At 41.3% G+C, this 18,504-nt stretch carries 17 protein-coding genes; 13 read left to right on the top strand and 4 right to left on the bottom strand.

Annotation, left to right across the window (positions count from 1 at the left end):
* The first annotated feature begins 65 nt into the window (after window positions 1–65).
* From L1070_RS19050 to L1070_RS19030, 5 genes are all read left to right on the top strand, one after another.
* The gene (locus L1070_RS19050) at window positions 66–575 is read left to right on the top strand and encodes a hypothetical protein (protein ID WP_237126741.1); all 510 of its coding nucleotides are present in this window, start codon (window positions 66–68) and stop codon (window positions 573–575) included.
* Between the two features lie 76 nt (window positions 576–651).
* Window positions 652–972: a hypothetical protein gene (locus tag L1070_RS19045; protein ID WP_237126740.1), complete on the top strand. Its 321-nt coding sequence runs from the start codon at window positions 652–654 to the stop codon at window positions 970–972.
* Between the two features lie 118 nt (window positions 973–1,090).
* Window positions 1,091–1,690 (top strand): class I SAM-dependent methyltransferase, encoded by a 600-nt coding sequence (locus L1070_RS19040; protein ID WP_237126739.1) that lies wholly within the window; start codon window positions 1,091–1,093, stop codon window positions 1,688–1,690.
* Between the two features lie 12 nt (window positions 1,691–1,702).
* On the top strand, window positions 1,703–2,254 hold the full coding sequence (locus L1070_RS19035; protein ID WP_237126738.1) for a GNAT family N-acetyltransferase: 552 nt from the start codon (window positions 1,703–1,705) through the stop codon (window positions 2,252–2,254).
* Between the two features lie 184 nt (window positions 2,255–2,438).
* On the top strand, window positions 2,439–2,822 hold the full coding sequence (locus L1070_RS19030) for a hypothetical protein (RefSeq protein ID WP_237126737.1): 384 nt from the start codon (window positions 2,439–2,441) through the stop codon (window positions 2,820–2,822).
* 88 nt (window positions 2,823–2,910) lie between these two features.
* On the opposite strand, the gene L1070_RS19025 is transcribed toward L1070_RS19030, so the two are convergent.
* Window positions 2,911–5,856 carry a TonB-dependent receptor gene (locus L1070_RS19025; protein ID WP_237126736.1) on the bottom strand — a complete coding sequence of 982 codons (2,946 nt, stop codon included), beginning with the start codon at window positions 5,854–5,856 and terminating at the stop codon, window positions 2,911–2,913.
* A gap of 422 nt (window positions 5,857–6,278) precedes the next feature.
* Here L1070_RS19025 and L1070_RS19020 point away from each other — a divergent pair, with 422 nt between their 5' ends.
* A complete protein-coding gene (locus tag L1070_RS19020; RefSeq protein WP_070986708.1) occupies window positions 6,279–6,698 on the top strand; it encodes a helix-turn-helix domain-containing protein in 420 nt (139 codons plus the stop codon).
* A gap of 145 nt (window positions 6,699–6,843) precedes the next feature.
* Here L1070_RS19020 and L1070_RS19015 read toward each other — a convergent pair whose 3' ends face one another.
* The 3 genes from L1070_RS19015 to ccsA form a co-directional block, all read right to left on the bottom strand.
* Window positions 6,844–8,703 (bottom strand): choice-of-anchor I family protein, encoded by a 1,860-nt coding sequence (locus tag L1070_RS19015; RefSeq protein ID WP_237126759.1) that lies wholly within the window; start codon window positions 8,701–8,703, stop codon window positions 6,844–6,846.
* Window positions 8,704–8,916: 213 nt separating this feature from the next.
* Window positions 8,917–10,188 carry a CNNM domain-containing protein gene (locus tag L1070_RS19010; protein ID WP_237126735.1) on the bottom strand — a complete coding sequence of 424 codons (1,272 nt, stop codon included), beginning with the start codon at window positions 10,186–10,188 and terminating at the stop codon, window positions 8,917–8,919.
* Between the two features lie 61 nt (window positions 10,189–10,249).
* Complete coding sequence (gene ccsA / locus L1070_RS19005) at window positions 10,250–11,056, bottom strand: cytochrome c biogenesis protein CcsA (protein ID WP_237126734.1); 807 nt, start codon at window positions 11,054–11,056, stop codon at window positions 10,250–10,252.
* A 165-nt stretch (window positions 11,057–11,221) separates the two neighbouring features.
* On the opposite strand from ccsA, the gene ffh reads away from it, so the two are divergent.
* The 7 genes from ffh to L1070_RS18965 all read left to right on the top strand — a co-directional run bounded on the left by ffh (window position 11,222) and on the right by L1070_RS18965 (window position 18,478).
* A complete protein-coding gene (gene ffh, locus L1070_RS19000; protein WP_070986713.1) occupies window positions 11,222–12,601 on the top strand; it encodes a signal recognition particle protein in 1,380 nt (459 codons plus the stop codon).
* A 427-nt stretch (window positions 12,602–13,028) separates the two neighbouring features.
* On the top strand, window positions 13,029–13,781 hold the full coding sequence (locus L1070_RS18995) for a hypothetical protein (RefSeq protein ID WP_237126733.1): 753 nt from the start codon (window positions 13,029–13,031) through the stop codon (window positions 13,779–13,781).
* A gap of 127 nt (window positions 13,782–13,908) precedes the next feature.
* Window positions 13,909–15,675 (top strand): hypothetical protein, encoded by a 1,767-nt coding sequence (locus tag L1070_RS18990; RefSeq protein WP_237126732.1) that lies wholly within the window; start codon window positions 13,909–13,911, stop codon window positions 15,673–15,675.
* A 110-nt stretch (window positions 15,676–15,785) separates the two neighbouring features.
* Window positions 15,786–16,160, top strand: a complete 375-nt coding sequence (locus L1070_RS18985; RefSeq protein ID WP_237126731.1) for a hypothetical protein — start codon at window positions 15,786–15,788, stop codon at window positions 16,158–16,160.
* Between the two features lie 142 nt (window positions 16,161–16,302).
* A complete protein-coding gene (locus L1070_RS18975; RefSeq protein WP_237126730.1) occupies window positions 16,303–16,830 on the top strand; it encodes a T6SS immunity protein Tdi1 domain-containing protein in 528 nt (175 codons plus the stop codon).
* A gap of 26 nt (window positions 16,831–16,856) precedes the next feature.
* A complete protein-coding gene (locus tag L1070_RS18970) occupies window positions 16,857–17,726 on the top strand; it encodes a PhzF family phenazine biosynthesis protein (RefSeq protein WP_237126729.1) in 870 nt (289 codons plus the stop codon).
* A gap of 191 nt (window positions 17,727–17,917) precedes the next feature.
* The gene (locus L1070_RS18965; RefSeq protein ID WP_237126728.1) at window positions 17,918–18,478 is read left to right on the top strand and encodes a hypothetical protein; all 561 of its coding nucleotides are present in this window, start codon (window positions 17,918–17,920) and stop codon (window positions 18,476–18,478) included.
* Window positions 18,479–18,504: the final 26 nt, after the last annotated feature.

The raw sequence follows: 18,504 nt of genomic DNA, 5'->3' as shown, positions 1-18,504 counted from the left end.
CTTTTTCAAATTTTCCTTCGCTATATTTTGTCTAATCACAGGACATCAGTTTTAAAGGTTATAACGTGAAGTTAAATGACTACAAAAACGAAATCGAAGCAATTAAAAACTTGGTTGAAATAGTAGCAATCTTAGGGGTAGGAGGGTATTTCCTATTTCAGGCTTTTGTTGGCTCGTTTGTTATTAGTATGGAGTTAGAGCCCAAAGCTGAATTTGTTAATACAAAAGAGGGAAGTGCGTTAAACCTGAGCTTGTCATTAAAGTCTGGGAACTATGGTTCTGTTAGGGTAAATAGTATTAGTTATAAAATTCAAGATGCGATAAGCAATGAGGTGATTGTTCCTTATACTAAATTTGAAGGTGTTACTAAGGTAGATATTGACTCTAAAGCAGCGATAACTGAGCGCATCAGGCTATCGCCAGGCGATAGAAAGATATTCTCTGAATTTAAGGTGCTGAAATATGATCGCCCCATTAAGGTGGAGTTTCTTGTAATTGGTGCCAGAGATAATAGCTTCTTTACAGCACAGTGGAAGTCCTCAATTGTTGTATTAAAAAGCCTACCAAGCAAGTAGGGCAGGATTGCCAACAAATAAGGCAAGCATCTAAGGCCTTTAAATTCTGTATTACAAGAAGTTAGGGAGCAAAATAATGCGTTGGTTTTTGTTGTTTATCGGTTGGTCTTCGGTTGTCGGAAGTTTTGCTGATGGCGCGCTTGGGCTATACGCCTTGTGGGTGGTTGTACAATCCAGTGGTAATGAAGTGTTAATGTCTTTGGATGCATTCATAAAGCAGCATGTTGCGTTTATTTATTGGGTAAAGCAACTCGCTTATTATGTGATGCCAAATGGGTTTGTCACTTGGGTGTTTTCACTACCCGCGCTGGTGTATTTTCCAATTCGTTTATTAACGAGTGTTGTGATTGGCTGGTGGGCGCTGAAAAAGGCAGCAGAACTATCAACTGAGCGGTAATTGAGAAGCACTGTTTAGCAAACAATAAGCGAGATACGTAGCTGATGACCTTGTTTTGCTTCCCAACTATTTTAGTCAACATAACAGTGGCCCTTAACAGGGTGTTAGGTTTTTGGATATGAACCCTCAAGATATCGGTAAAGCATACGATGAAATCACTTTTCGATGGGAGAGTGAAGAATTTAACAGGCTCAATGGTATTGAGGCGCACAGGCGTGCGTTAGTATTTGCCCACAACAAAGGTAAGGCACTGGACGTTGGTTGTGGCTGTACTGGGCGGTTTATCGACCTTTTACAAAGTGAAGGGTTTTCGCCTGAGGGGGTGGATGTTTCTGAGAAAATGCTTAGTTTAGCCAAAGCGCGTCACCCTGATGTTGTTTTTCACCACCGCGATATATGTCAGTGGGTGATTGAACAGCAATATGACTTCATAACGGCTTGGGACAGTATGTGGCACGTCCCCCTTAAGCACCAAGCGCAGGTTTTGAAAAAGTTGCTTGCCAGCCTTAACCAAGGTGGAGTGTTGATTTTCTCCTTCGGTGGCACAGTTGCACCAGATGAACATACCAACAACGCGATGGGTCCTGAGGTTTACTATTCGACTTTGGGGGTTAACGGATTTCTCAGTTTATTAATTAGCGAGGGTTGTATTTGCAGGCACCTTGAATACGAGCATTATCCCGATTTACACGCTTACCTAATTGTTGAAAAAGCCTAAAGAGGCGAGCATATGAGTATCAACTTCCAAGTGTTTAACAGTAACGATGCTAATTATTTAAAAGTGATCGATTTATATAAAGAGGCATTTCCCGGTGCACAACGTATACCGACTTTTGTGCTTCGTTATAAATTGAGAAATGGTCCCAAAGGCTTCAATGTATTGTATGAAAATGATAAATGGGTTGGTCTTATCTATTGCACACATTACCAAGACATTGTTTTTGTACAATTCTTAGCTATCGCAGGGCAGTTTCGCTCCAAAGGATATGGAAGCAAGGTAATGAATACTATGTCTGGCATGTATCCTACAAAAAGAATCGTCCTAAATATCGAACAAATTGATACGCGAGCAAAAAACTATCAACAACGGGTGAAACGTAAAGCGTTTTATGAAAAAAATGGATTTACTTCTACGGGCTTTCTTGTTGCAGAACCTGGTGAGATGCATGAAATGCTTATTCGTGGAGGAAGCATTAACCAAGAAGAAATCGAATCAATGTACAAAAGCCTCTTTGGTAAGTTTTTAGGCTTTTTCATTCGCCCAAAAGTCATAAAGATCTGAGCCAAGGTTGCAAGTTAGCGATTTTATTGGTTGCCGTAAATTCAAGGTCATAATCTCGTCGTAACTTAGTGGTGCTTCACTTTGAACAGGCCAAGCAAAGTGATGTTAAATGCGCAAAGCACTCGTAATACGAAGTATCTGGTTGAGTCATATAACAAACTGTTTAGACATTAAGGAGTGAGTGATGGAAGACATAGGAAAGGTTAAGCTCTATTTACTCAGAGCGATGTATATTTTTATCTTCGTGGGTCTGGGGCTTTCAAATACGCCTGAGGCCATATCTGAAATGGGAGTATCCACAGACTCCTACACTGTGATCAATGCAATGCTCATGGGGTTTATGTTGATGTCACTACTGGGTGCCTTTTATCCATTAAAAATGCTGCCAATTCTAATGTTTGAGTTATTGTGGAAAATATTATGGTTGGCGTTGTTCGCATTACCCATGTATTTGAATGCTGGTTTGGATGAATATGCTATGGGTGTTGCGTTTGCGTGCATCATTGGGGTTGTTTTAACGCCCATTGTTTTGCCATGGCATTATATCATTAACACGTATTTCAATTAAATATATTATGCCCTTTGCTGCGTCAAAGACCATGAAATAAGCACAGAGAAGGGGAGCCTCTGTGCTTACATTGGACTAATCTAAGATCTTAAAACTCCCAGTTAATACTGGCGAAGTAAGTTCTGCCAAAGGTGTCGAATAACCCACCGCTAGTGCCAGTGTAGTAGCTAGCACCGCCAATATCAGCCTCAGGCATTTGTGGTGTTTCTTTATCAAACACGTTATTGGCACCTACATTGATACGTAGCTGCTCATTGATGTTGTAGGATGCCGTTAAATCGGTATACATCATAGTGGGTGTTTCATGAGGTGTAACGATAGATGCTGTATAGGTATCTTTGCTGCGCTGACTGCCCACATAGCGAGTTGATGCACCAATGCGGAAGTCGTCATTTTCATAGCTAAGGTTAATTGTCCCTTTCCAACGCGGATGAGCAAACAGGCCAACTGTCGGTTCTAACTCGAGTGTCGGGTCAGTTTGAATATCACGCCTAATGAGCTTTTGCACTATGGAGTTAATGCCAAATGTGCCACCTAAAGCATCAAACTTATAGTTTGCGATTATGTCTAAGCCACTGGTACGACGTTCGTTTAAGTTCAGGGTTTTTAGGTTGACGTGGGTGATGATGCCATCTGGCTGACGCGTTAACAGGGCACAGAATTGATTATCCAGTGAGCTTTGCTCAACACAGGCATCTACAACAGTAGCTACATTAAAACTGCTAATTAGCCCAGAAAGCCTAATATCCCAGTAATCAAATGTCACTTCAAGGTTTTCGATGCTTTGCGGGGTGATCACCAAACCTGCTGTTAGGGTATTGGCAGTTTCTACATCTAACTCTTTGTTACCAGAGGTGAGCAATATGCCTGGTTGATACCAACGAATATCACTGGTGGTGATACCATCTTCATTTTTAAAGACATTCACACCCAGCTTTTTACAATTCTCAACCACATGCGGTTCGGCAGTTTGAATGCGGTTTTGACTACATGGTTGATATAGCCATGCAAACCCTTCACCGTCAGAGGTAAATTGCTCACTAATATTTGGCGCACGGGCCGAGCGAGAGCGAGATACACGTATCGTTAAATCATCGATAGGCTGCCAAGTTGCGCCGACATTCCAGCTAGTGTTTTGACCTGCTTCACTATAATGCGCTGAACGGGCGGATAAGCTCATATCAAGCTTGGAGGCCATAAACACATCTTTGAGTAACGGGATGTTTGCTTCAACAAAAACATCTTTAACATCGTATTCTCCCACCACAGGACGTGATACAGCGTAGCCTGCGCCGTAGCCTTCTTGAAGCGCTTCTGACGGTTCTGTTTCGCTACTTTCCTTACGATATTCAGCACCTAAAGAAACTGCGATTGGACCTGCCCATCCTTCAAAAAGGTCACCGCTGGTGTTGAAGTGCAGCACCTTTTGAGTTTGCGATTGCGAAGAGGTGTGCTCAAGGTCAATATAGTTGAGTAATTCATCCGTCATAGGGGTGAACACATCATGGGGAACACAATTACTGTAATCGTTGCCCGGAATAGGGGCGGCTGTACTATCAATGCTTGCACGACAAACGGCATTGCCATTTTCGTCTCTTACTGAGTCGAGGCTCGCAAGCCACCGGTCTTCATAATAGCTATTGATGGTGGTGTTATCTGCGCTAGCCTTACCGTATTGCGCATAAAACTCCCACAGCCAGTTGTTAGAGAACTCGCCTTGAACCGCCGCGACAATCTGGAACAAGTCTCGGCTGTAATCACTGCCTTGTTGGCCCATTTCACCAAAGTGACGGGCAATGGGCAGATAGTACATTTCGTTCTGATCCATCAACGCGCCCAGATCTGAGCGAATAAAGGCGTTATCTCTGGTAAGCGGTACACTGCCATACAATGAGTGCGGAAACATACGAGACTCTGACTCAGTTTTTACATACTTGGTGTCCAAAGAGAAATGGTGGCCTGAATCAAATTCATAATTAATGGTGTTATTAAATAGGGCTTTTTCAACTGGTACGCGTAGGCGTTGGAACTCATATGCGCCTAGCTGCTCACCGCCTTCATCGGTTTGAATACCAGTTAAGCCATTTTCTGGGCGATACAGTTCACCGCTGTTACCCAACTTTACTGGGCGCATAGAGCCATCATTGTTGAAGGTGTATGCGACACCACCGATAAATACCACAGTGGTGGGGCTGGCAGAAATTGAATAACGTCGAGCCATGATGTTGTTTGGGATATCATCATGTTTAGTGATCTCGGTCACTTCTTCAGAGGTTTTACCTTCCGCGAGCAGTCTTAGTTTTAAGTCAACGTGTTCTGGATTAGGTAAATATTGCCAGTTTGCGTTGGTATATGGTCGGTCTTTGGCGTCTATTTCTGCTTCCTTGTTATAAGAAAAGTAGAATGTAGCGTTACCTTTGTTGTCGTTAAAATTTAGACCGTGAAGAAAGTTAAAGCCGTGTTTTTCACCATCTGAGCGAGAAGATATACCCGCTGACAAATCTAATTTTGAGCCAACATAATCCGTTTTAGTGATGATGTTTATTACACCTGCTACCGCATCGGCACCATATACCGATGAAGCACCACCTGTGAGTACTTCAATACGTTTGATAAGCCCAGTTGGGATAGAGCTTATATCTACCGTACTTTCACCCGGAATGGAGCCAACATGGCGACGGCCATTGACCAGTGTCAATGTTCTCTTAGCGCCTTGGCCACGTAAGTCCTGCGTGCTGACACCAGCACTGCCGTTATAGTTACTGGTACCTGAGCTTAGGCCGGGTGCCATGGAAGGAAGTTTGTTCAGCAGTTCTGCAATATCTGTTGCACCACTGGCAGTAATTATGTCCTCTCCAATCACGGTCACTGGAGAAGGTGAGGTGGCTTCAATACTTAACAAACGACTACCTGTTACGGAGATCCGTTCGACTTTTTCTTCACCATTTTTATCTGTATTTGCTTGTACACAAGAAGTTGATAAAAAAGAGCATATGCCTAAAAGGCTGAGAGTTATTTTATTGATTTTTTGCACGGTTTTTTACTCTTTAGTTGTTGTCACTGGCGCTACCTTATTACAGTTTTATATATGGGAACATGGATTGGAATGAATACAATATTCATAGATGTGGATTATTGTTTACGATTAATTTACCATTTCGTCCCATAAATCGGGCTGAATATTTTAAGTTTTAGCTCTAAGTAAGTGGATGCTTACATATTTGTGTTTTTCATTGAATATTGTTGGGTATTTTGCATTTTTAATGTGCTAGATATAGCAAGGGATTTGTGGGTTTTTATTCTCTAATTTTGAATAAAAAATCTTGCTGGGTTCATATCCCCGTATGCTGTTCTATCTGTATTTGGAAAAAGTGTCGTAAAAATGTCGGCTAAATTTTGGCGCTCAGCTGTAACGAACTCTATACAGTGGAAGCAAAGAACGAGTTGTGAAAAGGTATGAAAATAAATGCAAAGCAAGTTGTCCGATTTCGGCGCAGTAAATCTTGGTCTCAAGAGCAATTGGCTGAACAAACTGGATTAAACCTTAGAACAATACAGCGCATTGAAAATGAAGGTGTAGCTTCAATGCGCTCAAGTAAAGCGTTGGCTGCTACATTTGATGTTGAGGTCGACTCCCTAAGCGAGTTGGATGAACAAATACGGTATGAATTTAAAGTAGTGGAGATAGCGTTTGATGCACGTATCGCATTGGATTTTAACAAGCCCCTAGCCTCTGAACTCAATGCGGAACTAAACAAGCATGGACAGGCAGGTTGGAAACTGGCGCAGGTTATCGCACCAGATAAAATTATGGGTAATTATGCAGTGCCAGACAATAAACTGCTGGTGATTATGCAAAGAGAAGTTTTGTCTTAGTCGCTATTGATGGAGTTAACTCATAGCAGCATAAGATCGATATCTAACTTGGCTGTATTGGTTTTAAACGCAGTAACATGGCGAAAGATGTGGGCGCTCACACAAACATGGAAAGTAACCCTGTTTGTGTGAGCAAAACATTGAGTTAGTCTTTTAGGTCAACCTGCCATACAGCAATAGAACCTGAAATTTCATTGCCGATAATCAACAGCGGTTTGCCTGTCGCGCTTTGCTCTGCGCTGACGAATGTCATACCCTCAGGCGCTAGATCGCCTGAAATGTCAGCGTCTTCGACCAGCCCACGATTGTAGAAATAATCAGTGAACTTAACGTCATACGGATTAGTGATGTCATACACCATCACACCACCCATGCGCTCAAGCCCAACAAACGCGAACAGGCGTTCGCCAATGTTACCAAGTGCCAGCGCTTCAGGCTCTGGACCTTTGGCATCGGAGCGGGTATCACCCTCGTTGGCATCTTCATCGTTGTTGAATGCGTCGCCGTGAATAGCCGCAGTGATACGCTCTATCTGATCGCCAGAATCAAATACCACCAAACCATTACTATCCCAGATGGTAAATGAGCGTGCACCATAGGTGTAAAGCTGTTCGTACTGGCCATCATTGTCAACATCGCCCTTAACCGTGGTGACTTTTAATCGGCCAATGTCGTCATTGTCATTGTTCAGATATGAAAAGTTACTTGCAAGCGTTAAGTCTTTCGCTCGGCTCTCATCAATATAGGCTAAACAGCCATCGTCTTCGTCGTAATCTAGGCCACCCTTGGCTGCACAGTCAGCTTCATTGTTTACGTCAAAAAAGTACTCGCGACCATCACCTTCGTTGGCGCTGACAATAAAGTTCGCGCCTTTCCATGTAAAGTTGGAAATGGTGTCTGGTTGGTACATACCATACAACCCAGGGTATGCGCGGAAGTTGATTTTACCGTCTTTGTCAGATGCATCCATGGTCAAGTTTGACCAGTCTTTAAAGCCCAGGCCCAGTAACTTCACGCTATTGTCGTTTAGATCAACCACCGCCATGCCATTGTTTTCTTGTATTGAAACATACGCATAGCGATTGTCTTTAGTGATGGTGACATATTCAGGCTCTAAATCCATTGCAACAGTGGTATTAATGAGTTTGCCATTAATCGTGCGACCTGTTGGGTTGGCAAATACCATGCCTTGCGCTTCAAGTTCTGCTTGTTTGTCGTTGAAGGCCGTGAAGTCAATGTGCGTCGCAGTATCTGCAACTGCGCCGTTAGTGACATCGATAATACTGATACTGCCTTCAGGGTCAATGCTGTAATCACCAGTGGGCTCACCTTCGTTGGCAACCACCACTTTAGTTCCATCAGGGCTGAAAGTGACCATGTCGGGTAGGGCACCAGCTTGGACGTTTTTCAAAAATACAGGGCCATCTCCAGAGATGTCGTAAAATGCGATATGACCCGCAATACCTGTGGTTTTTGAAGCCATCGCGACTGCGAGCAGCTGGTTGTTGTTGTCGATAGCAATACTATTGGCATCGCCTGGTGTATGTTCATTTAACAAAATGGTCATGGCGCTACTTAAGTTTGTGGTTGTCACCACACTTTCGTTATTTTTGGCAAGCGCTACGGTATCAAATGAGGTAGCGGGTAGAATTTCTACCACCGCGCTATCACCAGAGCTGTTTATTGCATAGATCCATTTTTTCGAGGTTTGATAGGCAACAATCTCGGCGGCACCTTCTGGGCTTTGTGGGTTAAGTACAGCGCGACCCACTAATTGAATATCTAATAAGCGGTTGGCGTCTTTTCCATCTTGTCCATTTTCACCATTAAGTCCATCCTGACCATCTTCACCTTTATCACCCGCTACTCCTTGTTCACCTTGAGCGCCTGCTGTGCCTTGTGCACCAGGCTGGCCGTCATCACCACTGAGTGAACAACCAACGAGGGCTGAAATAATCGATAACGAAAGTAATGAATATTTTAGAGAATGTTGTAGCGAGCGCATGTTCATGAGTGACCCTTTTAAATTTTGATTAATCTTAAAAAGGGGACAGTCAACCATAGATTAGTGACTCTAATGTGACTTAATTATTTCTTTTTTATGGCAATTAATATAAATAGGTTATTTCTTAAAAGGCAATATTATCTGTGGGTAGGAAAAAGATAAGTAGCAAGTTTGGTAAGCAGTTTGCCCGTGGCAGTACCACGGACATACTCGTTAGGCGTGTTTTTGCTTTCCAGGCATTACTTTGACAAGCTTCACCATATTCTCTTTAAGCTCAACCACTTCCATTGGATAGCCAGAAATAATTAAGCTCAAAGGTGCATCGGGGATATCCTCTAGATGTTCAACAATTAAGCCACTGAGCGTCTTCGGGCCTTCCGTTGGTAACTCCCAGTTCATCTCTTTGTTGATATCACGGATGTTTGCTGCACCATCTACCAACACTGAGCCATCGCTTTGTACGTCAACTTCATCGCTGGCAGCTGGGGTTTGCGTGGTGGTAAAGTCTCCAACCACTTCTTCAAGAATATCTTCAAGTGTCACAAGGCCTTGAATATCACCATATTCATCAACTACTAAGCCAATACGCTCTTTACTTTGCTGAAACTTTAGCAGCTGAGTATTCAGTGAGGTATTTTCAGGAATATAGTAAATCTCACGTACCGCTCTGAGCAAAGAAGGCTTATCAAATTGCTCTTTGGTCAGTAGTCGCAACGCATCGCGGGCATGGATGAAGCCAACGGCATCGTCAATTTGATCACGATACAACAATACACGGGTATGTTGTGCATTGGTCAGTTGTCGAGAAATGTCTTTCCAATCATCGTTGATATCGATAGCGTTGATCTCGTTGCGCGGGATCATAATGTCTTCAACGGTGACTTGCTCTAAGTCGAGAATTGATGTCAGCATGTTTTGGTGATTGCTTGGCAATAACGCGCTGGATTCATTCACCACAGTTTTGAGTTCTTCTTTGCTGAGGCTATGCTCTTCAATTTGCTGATTAGAAATACCGAATAGCTTGAGCATGCCGTTGGTGATCCAGTTAACTGTGATTACCAGCGGGAACAGTACTTTTAATAAGCCTTTTAAAATAATCGAGCTTGGAAAAGCGACTTTTTCAGGATATAACGCAGCGAGCGTTTTTGGTGTTACTTCGGCAAAGATCAGTACCACAAGTGTTAGTACAAAGGTTGAAATTGCAATCCCCATATCACCGTACAAACGCAAGCCGATAATCGTGGCAACTTGCGCTGCAGCGATATTCACTAGGTTGTTACCGATAAGGATCAGGCCGATAAGCCTATCAGGGCGTCGTAGCAACTTGCTAACGCGTTTAGCTGCACGGTGGTTTTCTTTTTCGAGGTGACGTAGTCGAATACGGTTTATTGACATGATCCCCGTTTCAGAGCTAGAAAAATAGCCCGAGATCATGATAAGCAAGCCCAATATAATAAATAAGGTGCTTGTAGATATGTCGTCCAACAGTGGATCCCTTTCTTTCTTACGAACGTGTATTAAGCGTTAGCCAGCGCAAAGAGTCAAGTTAAAACTTGCCTAAGATGACTTCTTGAATAAATCGACTGCCAAAATAGGCCAGTGTTACTAAGCCAGATGCAACCATAATTGAGAATACCACTGCTTTACCACGCCAACCAAATTGATGATGACCAAAGGTAACCCCCGCAAAAACCACCCAAGCCGCTAACGAGAGGACCGTTTTGTGAATAAACTCTTTGGCAAACATACCATCTAGGAAAACAAACCCAGACAACAGCGCTAAAGTAAGCAGCGCAGTACCTATGGTTAACAATTGGTACAGTTGTCTTTCTACTTGCATAAGTGGTGGCAAATGGCTGTGCATAATGGCAAGGTCTTTGTGTTTTAGGCGGTTATCGATATAGAAAAACTGTACAGCGTACAATGTGGCGATAATGAGCACACAATAGGCCAGCAGTGATAAGGAAATATGTACAACCAGACCCAAATCAACATTGATGGTTTGCATCACAATATGATGTGGAATAAATAAGCTTGAGGTGAGTAATATTGCGGCAAAACCATACACCACGGGCAACAGCAAGGTAGCGGGGAGCTTTAACGACACCGCCGTGACGCTGACAACGATAACCCAGCAGGTCAACAGCGCGACGTTTACCGTGCTTAAGTCTTGTCCTTCGCTGGTAAACACTGAGTTTACCAATAGCAGCATATGCGAGAGAATAGCCAGCGTGCTAAGAACAATGGTCAGTTTTTGATTTGGCCCTTCTTTATGAAATAGCCTTGATAAAACGTGGCCAGTGGCAAGCACGTAAAACAGACTGGCGAATAAAGACAAGCTGATAATCAACATCAAAGTGTGCCCAATATTTAATTTCCTTTGTAAAGCTATTGTATTTTAAGCGTTGCTGCTTGCATAGAGTTTCCAAAAAGAAACTTTGTCTGCACTTGAACACTGTATTAGTCGGGGCCATATCAGTATAATGTCGAGCAATTACGATTTATTGGAACCTAATACATGTTTGAAAACCTCCAGGAACGTTTAGGTAAAACGCTTAAAAACATCAGCGGCAGGGGCCGTCTAACCGAAGAAAATATTAAAGAAACTCTGCGCGAAGTACGTATGGCGCTACTTGAGGCCGATGTCGCTTTACCTGTAGTTCGTGAGTTTGTAAAACAAGTAAAAGAGCGTGCCGTTGGCGTTGAGGTGACAAAAAGCCTAAGCCCAGGTCAGGTTTTTATCAAAATTGTTCGTGAAGAACTTGAAAAAGCCATGGGGGAAGCCAACGAAGAGCTAAACCTAGCAGCACAACCGCCAGCGGTAGTCATGATGGCGGGTCTTCAGGGGGCGGGTAAAACCACCAGTGTGGGTAAACTTGCTAAATTCTTAAAAGAGCGCAAGAAAAAATCGGTATTAGTGGTCAGTGCCGACGTATATCGTCCTGCGGCAATCAAACAGCTTGAAACTCTAGCCGGTGAAGTGGATGTTGAGTTTTTCCCAAGTGACATCTCACAAAAGCCAGTTGATATTGCAACGGGCGCAATTAGCCATGCGAAGAAAAAGTTCATCGATGTCGTGCTTGTGGATACCGCAGGTCGTTTGCACGTTGATAACGACATGATGGATGAGATTAAAGCCCTTCACAGTGCCATTGACCCGATTGAAACTTTATTCGTTGTTGACTCGATGACGGGTCAGGATGCGGCAAATACTGCCAAAGCATTTGATGAAGCGCTGCCACTTACTGGCGTGATCTTAACTAAAACGGATGGTGATGCTCGTGGTGGTGCGGCGTTATCAATTCGTCATATTACCGGTAAACCAATCAAATTCATTGGTGTGGGTGAGCGTACCGACGCGCTTGAGCCTTTCCACCCAGACCGTGTAGCGTCGCGTATTCTTGGTATGGGTGACGTATTGTCACTTATCGAAGAAGTGGAGATGAAAGTTGATAAAGACAAAGCAGCCAAAGTGGCCGAAAAAGTCTTTAAAGGCGATGGCTTCACCTTAGAAGACTTTGCCGAGCAGCTACGCCAGATGAAAAACATGGGCGGTATGATGTCTATGCTTGAAAAACTACCGGGCATGAATAACTTACCCGATGCGGTAAAAGGTCAAGTGGGTGATAAGGCGTTTACGCAAATGGAAGCCATTATCAACTCGATGACACCGAAAGAGCGCGCTCGTCCAGACATTATTAAAGGTTCTCGCAAAAAGCGTATTGCAGCAGGTTCTGGCACCCAAGTTCAAGACATCAATAAATTGCTTAAGCAGTTCACGCAGATGCAAAAGATGATGAAGAAAATGAAGGGCAAGGGCGGCATGCAAAAAATGATGCGCGGCATGAAAGGTATGATGCCACCGGGTATGTTCGGCGGGGGCGGTCCGAAGTTTTAATCACTGACTTTTAGTAAAACCCGAGCAAGGCTCGGGTTTTTTGTGTCTGTTCGCATTGCTTGTTTATTGTAAATGCATTGGCTGTTTTTTATACTGATGTAATTTAAAGCGTTAAAATTCGTAACTAGAGGCCCTGTTAATTTTTGCGTAAATTGTTTGTCTAAAGATCAGGCTGGATATTTATCTTCATGATTTATAATAGATTTAACTTTTATAAACACGTTCACTCATTCTCGTTTAAGTAGATTCTCGGTTTGAACTACGCCCATTGTTATTTTTTAGAGGGTCTAATAGCATCTAACCTGCTAATATTTGGTGCAATTAAATTTGATAATTGGTGTGTTGTAGGGCTAGTCGGTAGAACATTAACGCGAATTCACGCTAATACACTGTTAGCAGTACTGTAAAATTAGGTGTAAATTTAAATATGGAAGTTAGAAAAATAATAATTGAAGCTCTCTTTACTTTTAATAGAGATAAAGTTCTATTTCTTAGAAATTTTCTCCCTGCTTTAGTTACATTGTTGGTAATTGGACTTGGATTGTACGCAATAGATATAGAAAGTAAGCTTTCCCCAGAGTCAAAAGAATTCGGTTATATACCTTTAATCTTTTTGTGTGTTTTTGCTTTTTTAGTTATTTTGGCTAAATCCATAGTTCATACCCACAGATCATTTATATTAAGCGAGAATGCCTCAATTAAAGAACTGTTCAAATTGACGAGAAGGGATTTTCGTTTTATCAAAAAGTTCATCGCACTAAATATAGTTATGATGTTAGTTGGTATTGTCATTATGGCTATGTTTGGTAAGTACTTGATAGAATTGGCTCAGGGAACAGAAAATCAGGTAATCCTTTTTGTTATTGGTTTAATTACAACGCTGATGACTGCGTTTGTTTGGTCGAGACTTTCCATCGTTTTACCATCTGCGGCTTTAGATCATAGCTTATCAATTCAATCCGCTTGGAAAATCTCTGACGACTACTCAGCTAAATTATTTATTGGTGTAGGTTTATTACCGGTTGTTACGGATTTAATCATATCTTACTTACCAAGCTTTGACTCCCATATATACACGGCGTTAATAGCTTTAGTTTGGAGTGTTGTGGCAATAATTGAAATCGGCGTATTATCTTTAATTTATAAAGGTATAACTGAAGACCAAGAAAGTATGGTGTAAGTACTGCTAACAAGGCGTTTAAAAATTCGGACACCGTAATGCTTGCTCGGTTCCGCTCCGCTTCACATTTTAGCAAGCATTACTTTGCCGTTTAACGCGGCGTTAGCACTACACGGAGGTATGGACTTTGCCAGATAGATTAGAACTCACAAAAAATGCGCAATTCTACATTCCAAAAAACTCAATCGATGATTCGATTATAAATGACATTCTCGGAGCGGCTGTTGACAATATGGATACGAACGCACAGTTTGTTGTTGATGTGTTCAGAACTGAGAAAACTGTTGAAGAGGAAGACTTTAGTTACAATTATTCCATAAGGGTATTTCTTTCAGTCAGGCCTGTATATTTTATCGATGAACCTTTGGAAGATAGGGTTTATGCATTCATTATATTGATCGAGTACCAAAATTATTTAGCAGTCTTTAAGAAAAGTTGTGCGAATATTTCCGAGCTTATAAAGCAACACTTTACGTTAATAGATAGCCGAGATTTAACGGCTACTTTTGACGATAATAGTGTTGAATTTCAAAAAATAGCCTTAAGAAACATGACTGTTTCTGAGAGAGCTATGAGAGCTAGATCTTATGAAGCTGCTGATTTAAAAGGTCTACTTTCTACTCATTCAGCAGGTCGCTCTATTCCCTTCTATTTAAAACTTAGACAGGGGGCAATTACAAAGACTATTTCAGGGACAGGGCGATTAGTAGAATCTTCTCAACGAAAGTCACTCGATGAAATTGCTCTATGGGTAAAGGAGCAAGTTGAATTAATTGAAAACCCCACTACTGATAACAACTTTCTCGACTCATTCGCAAAAAAAGCTGAATTAAGTGATGTGTTAGGTGCATGTGAGCCAAATGCTATTCTAATTGAAGCCACCCCACTATATGAAAGAATCGAAAATGATGGTCTTATCATCAAGTACAAGACCAATAAAAACAAAAGTATTGTTATATCTTCAAGGGTTAAGAATTTGCTTTTTTCTGCGCTCGAACAAGTCTATGAACTTGACTCTCACTGTAAGGTTGTGGGACGAGAATCTTGCACGAAACTAAGGAAAAATGAAAAGAGTTTAACTCTAACATCAAAAGCCCTTACCAAGTTTCGAGTTATTGAAAATGGTAAAGAAATTACACTGCAAAAATTTATAGTAAAAAATGCATATTATAGTGTGACGTTTTCAGATCCTAAATATATGTATTTTATGGGCTCTTGTTTTGAAGATGCTTCTGGAATTGCTGAGATAAGCAGTATATTAGAAATATTACACCCTAAAGTTGAAATACAAAGTGTCAATTCTGAAAAGGGTAGCTTTTCTGATGTAACTATAGAATTTGATTCTGATTCAATGTTCGGCGTAGTTGAAGCTCTTCATCAAAATGATGATTATATTTTTTGTGATGATTTAGGCATAGAGTGGGCTGACCATATCGCTCTAAACAGAGCTGAATCAAATATAAGCTTTATTCATTCTAAACATGGAAGTGATAGCACGTCAGCAAGTAACCTTCATGATGTTGTGGGTCAAGGTATTAAGAATTTAGGTAATATGTATTTTACTAAAGAACAAATGCTCGAAAGAATAAGAGAGAAATTTTCAAGGACTTATAATAACGATGGATGCCGCACTAATATCACAAGAGTTAGAAAAGGCGATCCTTCTAATGCAGATAACTATTTAGACGGCTTGTTAAAAGATTATAAACTTCATCGGAAGTGCATTTTAAGTTGTTCTTTTATATCTAAATCAGCAATCACAACTGAGTTTCAAAAAATTCAACGTGGGGAGGCTGTTTCGGGTCATGTTACTCAATTACTTTGGATTTTGTCTTCATTTGCTCATGCGGTTAAAGACATGAATGCTATTCCAATAATTTATTGCGCTGAATAGTAGTGCTAACAAGTCAATTCAGCAGGACAAAAAACAGTTGGCTTTTGCTCGTTCCTCGCTATTTTTAGCCAACTATTTTTGCCGCTTAGCAAGGCGTTATCAGGGGTAACATGAAGTATAAGTTAATTAAGTCAATGGCTCACAACTTTACCCACTCGTTTGTTGGTGGGTGCAACTATGTTGATGAAGCCTTTGTTTTTGAAGACTTGTATACTTTAGCTCGCTTGAACAAAGGTAAGCCTGTTCAGATTTCTTGGGTTCCAGTTCGCACCGAGGAGTTGTTTCGGCTAACACCGAGAATAAGAAAATCAATTGGTTATTATCGTGAGTGGCTTCCCAAACATGCAGCTAGTCACAATGTTTCATTAGATTGTGTTAAAGAGTTTTATCTTCAAGCTTACATGGCTAAAAATCACCAAATCTATGTAAAAGTATTTACAGTAGATGACCGAGGAAAAACAGTAGAGCAGTACGTTTACGCTTGAGCTATAACAAACTGTTTAAGAGTGATTCGCAACGCGCGGCATTTTTACTATACGTTGCGTTTAGTGTTTAAGGTGGTATGCGGCGGCTTTTGTATTGCGTTGCTCACACCTTAACAGGGCGTTAGCTTTCTAGGAAGTTCAGATGACATTAAATGACTTAACGGTAAATTTCTCGCACCTTGAACGAGACTCTTTGTTATCTGACTGGGAGTGGTTATTGGGTGGAGAGTATTTACCTATATTACTTTCAGCTTCCGATGATGCATTTGTTCAAAATGTAAATAATGGCCAAGTTTGGTGGCTTGACTCAGGAGGCGGTGAGTTCTCACAAGTGGCAGAGACGCCTGAAGGTTTCAATGAGTTGTTAGCTGATAAAGAGTTCGTTATAGAATACTTTGCAGTTCAAATGGTAGGTGATTTAATAGAATCAGGTAAATCATTATCACACAACCAAATTTATAGCTTAACAAAACCTTGGCTGTTGGGTGGGGAGTATAAAATTGAAAATATTGAACCAACTGAAATTGAGGGTTCATTTTTCCCTAACAGGTCAAGTGGCACAACAAGTCAGTGTAAGCGAAAGCTAACAAGGCCGTTAAAAAAGGGCACAAAACAGCAGGATTTTGCTCCTTCGTCGCTAATTTTAGCCAAGCATTTATGCGCCCATTAACGCGGCGTTATACGGAGAGATTGAGATTGAAGAACGTTGAAGCTTTTTTGGTGAATTCCTTTACAGCGAATGGAACTGGTGGAAATCCTGCGGGTGTAGTGCTTCACGCCGATCATTTGTCGAACGAAGAAAAACTACAAATAGCTCAAGCGGTTGGATATTCTGAGACTGCGTTTGTATCTCGCGATGACGAAGCCGACTTTGCGTTGTCTTTTTACACGATAACAGGTGAAGTTGATTTCTGTGGGCACGCCACATTGGCTGCATTTTCGACAATGTATCAAGGCGGAATCATAACTGAAGGTAAGTACCTTCAACGGACTAAAGCGGGTTTACTTATGGTCACTGTAGAGGCGAATGGTCATATAGTTATGGACCAGAAGTTACCAGAGTTTCGTGGAGAGTTTAGTCATGAGGTTATATCGGAGCTAATTGGATTAGACTTGACAATACTTGAGTCAACTCAGTTACCGATTGAGGTTATTTCAACAGGCTTACCTGATATTATTGTTCCAGTGCCCTTTGGGTATCTTGATCAAATTCAAGTGAATGAAAATTTAACCAGTGAGTTCTGTAAAAGGCATGATGTAATTGGTATCCATGCTTTTGAGCTGTGTGAGAAAACAAGTAAAGTAACAGCAAGTTGTCGTAATTTCGCTCCATTGTTTGGGATCCCAGAGGAGTCAGCGACAGGCAGTGCGAGCGGTGCATTAGCCTGTTACTTAGCCAAGCATCTTCCTAATACACATTCGAATAGCTTTGCTTTTGAGCAAGGTCGAGCGATGAAGTGTATTTCAAGAATTACCGCGTCTGTTGAGGCGAGCGATCGGGGAATTATTAAGGTTAGGGTTGGTGGTTTTGCTCATAAAGTTGGCAGACAGGAAATTTCCTTATAACAACGTATTTAAGAGTAACTTGCAACGCTTGCTATTTTCGCTTCGCTCAAAGTATATGGGTTAAATTTAGGTGGTGTCGTCGAGTACAAGTCTTTCTTGTCATTCTGTTTGTGGTATCAATATTTTTGTAACTAAATGGTTGTGTAACGCTAACAAACTAATGAAATCAGGACGCAAAACAGTAGGGTAATATGAATAACACAAAAGTAGTTGCAATCAGTGGTGCATCTGGTGCGGGAAAAACCACCATGGTTAAAGAACTTGCTAAAGCGTTTGGTTGCCCATTTCTACTTTTTGATGACCACACTGATAAACATACATATCCTAAAAATATGAAAAACTGGCTAATGAATGGAGCAAACGTTTCTTTGATTAAAACGCCAAAATTTGTTACTTCATTGGAAAGCTTAATTTCAAAAAATAGTAGCCGTTTTATTTTTATTGAAGAACCATTTGGTAAAGAGCGTGATGCTATGTCGCCATTGATAGATTACGTTGTTTTGTTAGATCAACCCTTGGAGTTGTGTCTATCTCGTATTATCAGGCGGCATACTGAGCAACCGAGCTCTAATTCAATATGCTCTATCTCTAATTACTTGGATAGATACGAAGATCACTTTAGAGATATTTATATCTCAGCTGTTAAACAAGTTAGAAATAATGCTGATTTAATATTTAATGAAGTAGCATCAGTTAAAGATACCACCAGTTACATTAGTAACTGGTTGAAAAGTAATGCAATTACTCAATAATAAGAAACACGTTTGGCTTGCGCTAC

It is taken from the genome of Pseudoalteromonas sp. MMG022 (assembly GCF_021654245.1).
Lineage (GTDB): Bacteria > Pseudomonadota > Gammaproteobacteria > Enterobacterales > Alteromonadaceae > Pseudoalteromonas > Pseudoalteromonas amylolytica.
Note: the sequence above shows the minus strand (reverse complement) of the source record. Positions and strands in the feature narration are given on the sequence as shown.

Excerpts from the sequence above, each read along its gene's own strand:
- L1070_RS19045 (WP_237126740.1), top strand. The coding sequence starts at position 652 with ATGCGTTGGTTTTTGTTGTTTATCGGTTGGTCTTCGGTTGTCGGAAGT.
- L1070_RS19040 (WP_237126739.1), top strand. The coding sequence starts at position 1,091 with ATGAACCCTCAAGATATCGGTAAAGCATACGATGAAATCACTTTTCGA.
- L1070_RS19035 (WP_237126738.1), top strand. The coding sequence starts at position 1,703 with ATGAGTATCAACTTCCAAGTGTTTAACAGTAACGATGCTAATTATTTA.
- L1070_RS19030 (WP_237126737.1), top strand. The coding sequence starts at position 2,439 with ATGGAAGACATAGGAAAGGTTAAGCTCTATTTACTCAGAGCGATGTAT.
- L1070_RS19020 (WP_070986708.1), top strand. The coding sequence starts at position 6,279 with ATGAAAATAAATGCAAAGCAAGTTGTCCGATTTCGGCGCAGTAAATCT.
- L1070_RS19015 (WP_237126759.1), bottom strand. The coding sequence starts at position 8,703 with ATGCGCTCGCTACAACATTCTCTAAAATATTCATTACTTTCGTTATCG.
- ccsA (WP_237126734.1), bottom strand. The coding sequence starts at position 11,056 with ATGTTGATTATCAGCTTGTCTTTATTCGCCAGTCTGTTTTACGTGCTT.
- ffh (WP_070986713.1), top strand. The coding sequence starts at position 11,222 with ATGTTTGAAAACCTCCAGGAACGTTTAGGTAAAACGCTTAAAAACATC.
- L1070_RS18995 (WP_237126733.1), top strand. The coding sequence starts at position 13,029 with ATGGAAGTTAGAAAAATAATAATTGAAGCTCTCTTTACTTTTAATAGA.
- L1070_RS18985 (WP_237126731.1), top strand. The coding sequence starts at position 15,786 with ATGAAGTATAAGTTAATTAAGTCAATGGCTCACAACTTTACCCACTCG.
- L1070_RS18975 (WP_237126730.1), top strand. The coding sequence starts at position 16,303 with ATGACATTAAATGACTTAACGGTAAATTTCTCGCACCTTGAACGAGAC.
- L1070_RS18965 (WP_237126728.1), top strand. The coding sequence starts at position 17,918 with ATGAATAACACAAAAGTAGTTGCAATCAGTGGTGCATCTGGTGCGGGA.